Annotated in this window: 2 protein-coding genes and 2 pseudogenes; 2 read left to right on the plus strand and 2 right to left on the minus strand. The window is 50.1% G+C overall.

Going from position 1 to position 4,427, the window contains the following annotated elements:
- On the plus strand, nucleotides 1-915 hold a 915-nt coding region (locus ELY38_RS19050; protein ID WP_185858952.1), incomplete at its 5' end, for a DcaP family trimeric outer membrane transporter.
- Between the two features lie 256 nt (nucleotides 916-1,171).
- On the opposite strand, the pseudogene ELY38_RS08750 reads toward ELY38_RS19050, so the two are convergent.
- Nucleotides 1,172-2,279: pseudogene (locus ELY38_RS08750) on the minus strand (IS3 family transposase).
- 296 nt (nucleotides 2,280-2,575) lie between these two features.
- Nucleotides 2,576-2,871, minus strand: a pseudogene (locus tag ELY38_RS19665) (IS30 family transposase); the annotation flags it as partial.
- 85 nt (nucleotides 2,872-2,956) lie between these two features.
- Between ELY38_RS19665 and ELY38_RS08760 the strand changes: the two are divergent.
- Nucleotides 2,957-4,198 (plus strand): IS110 family RNA-guided transposase, encoded by a 1,242-nt coding sequence (locus ELY38_RS08760; protein WP_127061437.1) that lies wholly within the window; start codon nucleotides 2,957-2,959, stop codon nucleotides 4,196-4,198.
- The last annotated feature ends 229 nt before the right edge of the window (nucleotides 4,199-4,427 follow it).

Here is a 4,427-nt window from a genome sequence, read left to right on the forward strand (position 1 = left end):
ATCGGCTTTCGGACCAGTACGCCTGTCGAGGGGAGCACGCTTTACACCGTAATCGAAGGGGACTTCTGGTCCTATAATGATGATAATTCGCGCTTCAGATTACGGCATGCCTATGGTTCCTGGAATGGGATCCTTGCCGGACAGACCTGGTCGAATTACAACACCTTCGTCGCCGCCACGCCCACACTGGATTTCCTCGGCACGGCGGGAAGCAATGGCTATGGGTCGCGCCTAGCCCAGTTGCGCTACACCATGGGAGGATTCTCGATAGCTGCGGAGGATCCAAAGGCACAGCTGGCGGAGAACATCGATGGCTCCGTGCCAGAAGATGATTTGCTACCGGATAATGACGATGCCGTATCATCGATGCCCGCGTTGAGCCTGCGCTATGAAGATAGTATGGGTGACTTTTCCTACTCAATCGCCGGCATCGCCCGGCAGCTGAAGTACGATACCGGAAGCGAAAAGGATACGGAAATGGGCTATGGGGCCTTCGCCGCAGGTGCCTACCATGCCGGACCGGTGACCTTGAGAGCGATCGTGAACGCCAGCGAGGGGGCGAACAGTTACCTCTATCTGTCTGGCGATTACTTCAACGGTGCCGATGCCTACGTCGATACCAACGGTAAGCTGCAAACGCTATCTGGCGATGGCGGAGCCCTTGGTCTTTCTTATCAAATATCACCACAGTATTCACTGAACGCGTCCCATGGCTATACCGATGTCGAATTGGGCGACCCTACCGTAGGTGGGAATGCAGGTAGAAAGAACAAGAATACATTTCTTAATCTGATGTGGACTCCCAACGAGCGTTTGATGTATGGAATTGAGTACGGCTATTTCGAAACGGAGTTGACCGATGACCGTGAAGAAGATGCGAGCCGTGTGATGGTTGCCGCCCAATATAGTTTCTAGGATAGATGAGTTAGTAGTATAGCAGAGAAGCTGTTTCGATCTTTTAGCTTGGGCGTATGCCCAAGCTTTTTTATTTACACCAGGCACAGCGTATAAAAACATGAACTGGGTCATTTTTTTATACGCCCTATTAAGGGAGGATTCAGGTAAAAGCCTCACAATGGCATTGTAACAAAACAGAAAGGAAGGTTTTCATAAAGCTCAAGCTTGTATTCGATGCTGCAGCTATCGTGATGGTTATGTAAACATCCCAGTTTCAGTTGCACCGCTGACTAGGGTTCTCCGAGCATTGGTGTTTCGCCAGGTATTCCCATGGCGCCAGGTCTTCCAGTGAATCGTGGGGACGTTCATCGTTGTATTCCGTCATCCACGATTCGGTCAGTTGTCGGACTTAGGTAAGGTTCCGGAAGACATACATGTTCAGGATCTCATTCCGGTAAGTCCGATTGAACGCTCAACATACGAGTTCTGAGTCGGGGTGCCAGGTTTGATGAACTCCAGCTTGATATCGTGTTGTTCAGCCCAATCAGCCAGGGCGATCGAGATGAATTCCGGCCGTTATCCATGCGTAGTTTGGCCGGGTAGCCTCGCCAGACGATAATGCGTTCCAGGACCCTTATAACCCTCGGTGCTGGCAGGTTAGGTCAATCTCGATAGCCAGTATCTCCCGGTTAAAGTCCTCCACCACGTTGAACTTCCGAAACCGGCGGCCACAGAACAGGCTGTCTCTCATGAAATCCATGGGCCAGCACTGATTAACGGTGGCTGGCACGCTCAATGGCTCCGGGTTCCGTGTCGGAAGTCATTTCTTGCCCCGTCGCCGTTTATTCAGGTTGAGTGCGCAATACAGTCAATGGACCCGCTTGTGATTCCATCCATGACCCCATCGTCGCAGCAACTTGAACAGTTTGCTGAAGCCGTAGGCGGAATAGCGCTCAGTCGCGCTTTGAAGCGCTCCAACCACTGGTTCATCCCGAGATGTGTCCGGACGATAACGGTACACAGAGCCACTGATGCCAGCGATTCGGTAAGCTCTACGGGTGCTGACACCATGTGCTTGCTTGAGGTAATCAACCAGCTCTCGTCGAACGGCTGAATTTACAGCTTTTTTTGATGACATCCTTCAGCAGCTTGTGATCCAGGCTCAGCTCAGCATACATCTGCTTCAGCCGGCGGCTTTCTTCTTCAAGTTCCTTAAGGCGCTTCACATCAGAGGCTTCCATGCCACCGTACTTGGATTTCCAATTGTAGTAGGTCGCATCGGAGATGCCGTACTCCCGGCAGACTTCCTTGACTAGGCGACCGCCCTCGACCTCTTTCAGGATTTTGACGATCTGTGCCTCGCTGTACCGTGACTTCTTCATGCCGTTCTCCGTTTGTCTCATTGTAGGCTGGAGAACTCTAATCACGCATGTACTGATTTTAGGGGATGGTTACAATTACTACTCCTGCTTTTGCAGAACTCGGCCACTCCGAGGGTCAAGATAAACTGCTAAAGGAGGAGATAACTGCGGCGACATCTTAACCAGCGCCTTTCCTCATGAGTACGAATTAAACCTCGACAGCAGCTCTATCGTAAGAATCGAAAGCGATCACTTTCCGACATCAACAGGCACTTCTTTGAGGATGAAAACACAGCTTGTGGATCTCAATCCTGACTTCAATCAATAAGCTCAGCACCTGCGGTATCCAGAGCGCCTGAGTATTCCCCCAGGAACACCTGCGCCGGTGTCCGATAGCCGAGCCGTTTTCGGGGGCGGTCATTCAGTTTGCTGACCACCTTGCGCAGCTCGCCATCGTGACCTGTCGGAAGTAGGTTCCATTGGGAAAGTACTGCCGTATCAGGCCATTCGTGTTCTCGTTGGTCCGACGCTGCCCGGAGCAGTAAGGATCACAGAAATACGTTGCTGCCGTCACGGCCTTGGACACGGCTTCATGGACGGCGAACTCCGAGCCATAGTACTTGCTGAATAAGCAGGTTGGAGCCAGCCATCTGTACCAAAATCTCTGATGCCAATCAGTGGATTTAGGAGATGTACACATGGCTGACAACGTAAAGAATAGCTCTGTGAAGGTGATGATCGCCATCGACATTGCTAAAACGTCCCATGATGCGGTCATTTTATGGCCGTCAGGTCGTACCAAAACGTTTAAGTTGCCTAACACGTTAGTGGGTTATCAGAACCTCCTTCATGCAGCAGAAGCACCTGCTGAAGATATTTTGGTGGCCTTTGAACCAACGGCTGACTTTCATCGTAATATTGCCTATTGGTTAAGGTCTCAAGGCGCCTTGTGCCATATGGTGTCGTCTTTAGCCTGCGCCAGAGCGCGTGAAATGTTGTTTAAAAGCTGGGATAAAAACGACAAGAAAGACGCGCGGGTTATCATGTACTTGATGCAGCAGGGCATGATGCAACCATTTTACGATCCGTTAGTGAATGAAATGTTAGATATTCAGGAGCTTGCGAATACGTATTATCAAATCTCACTCGCTAGATCCCGCTGTCAACATAGTTTATTTAATCATTACCTCACCCTCTTTTTTCCAGAAATGGAGCGTTTTTTTAATAGCACCCGTGCCGTATGGTTTTGCCGCTTCTTGCTGAAATTCCCTACTCCACTAAGTATCACGCGCTATAAAAAAACGACCTTCGTGCAACGTGCTTGGGAGGTAGTGGGGAGGAAGGTGGCCAAACAGCGTTTTTTAGAAGAGATGTATGAAGTGGCAGAGCAGTCGATAGCGTTACCCGTACCGCTTAATAGCCCCGCAATTGCCACCTTCAAATTGCAGATCAGACGTTATTTAAAGCTAACAGAGCAACGGCAGCAAATCGAAGAAGCCGCTGACCAGTTGATATCTCACCGCGATGATTACCAGCGACTTCGGACATTGCCTGGTATTGGTCCTATCATTGCGTTAGTTATTATTGCCGAAAGCGGTGACCTAACGCGTTTTTGTCATTATCGCCAATACCTTAGCTTTTGCGGCTTCAACTTGTCGGCAAGTCAAAGTGGTAAACAACAAGGGCATTACCGCTTATCAAAGCGAGGCAATGCACGTTTACGGTACGCCTTCTGGTTGGCAGCCACGGTCGCCATCAGACAGCGGGAAAATACATTTCGACAGAAATACGAGCGCTATATTCGGGCAACCCCTGATGATCCTGATATCAAGCGGAAAGCCCGTGTGGCAGTGGCTGTTAAATTAGCCCGCGTCGCGCATGCTTTAATAAAGACAGGTAGTGATTATCGAGGCTATTATGAGTTCGGTTGTGAGACGTAAATCTGTGCCGTTAGGGCGCCCAGTGACCCTGTAGATAATGCTCAACGCTCACAACCGTTCCAAAATGCTTTGTTAAGTCCTGTTGGGCCATTTGGACCCTTGTACACTATGGTAAGCACCCTTTAGATCTGGTTGCGACGTATGAGCCTGAGTAGTGAGTAAGTGTTCCGATGCCGAGCACGAAGTGAGATTTTGTGTACATATTGAGCGGGTCCGTAGGTAGTCCGTT

Source organism: Vreelandella nanhaiensis (assembly GCF_003990185.1).
GTDB lineage: Bacteria > Pseudomonadota > Gammaproteobacteria > Pseudomonadales > Halomonadaceae > Vreelandella > Vreelandella nanhaiensis.

Bases quoted from the DNA above. Each gene is read 5' to 3' on its own strand.
- ELY38_RS08760 (WP_127061437.1), top strand. From the start codon at position 2,957: ATGGCTGACAACGTAAAGAATAGCTCTGTGAAGGTGATGATCGCCATC.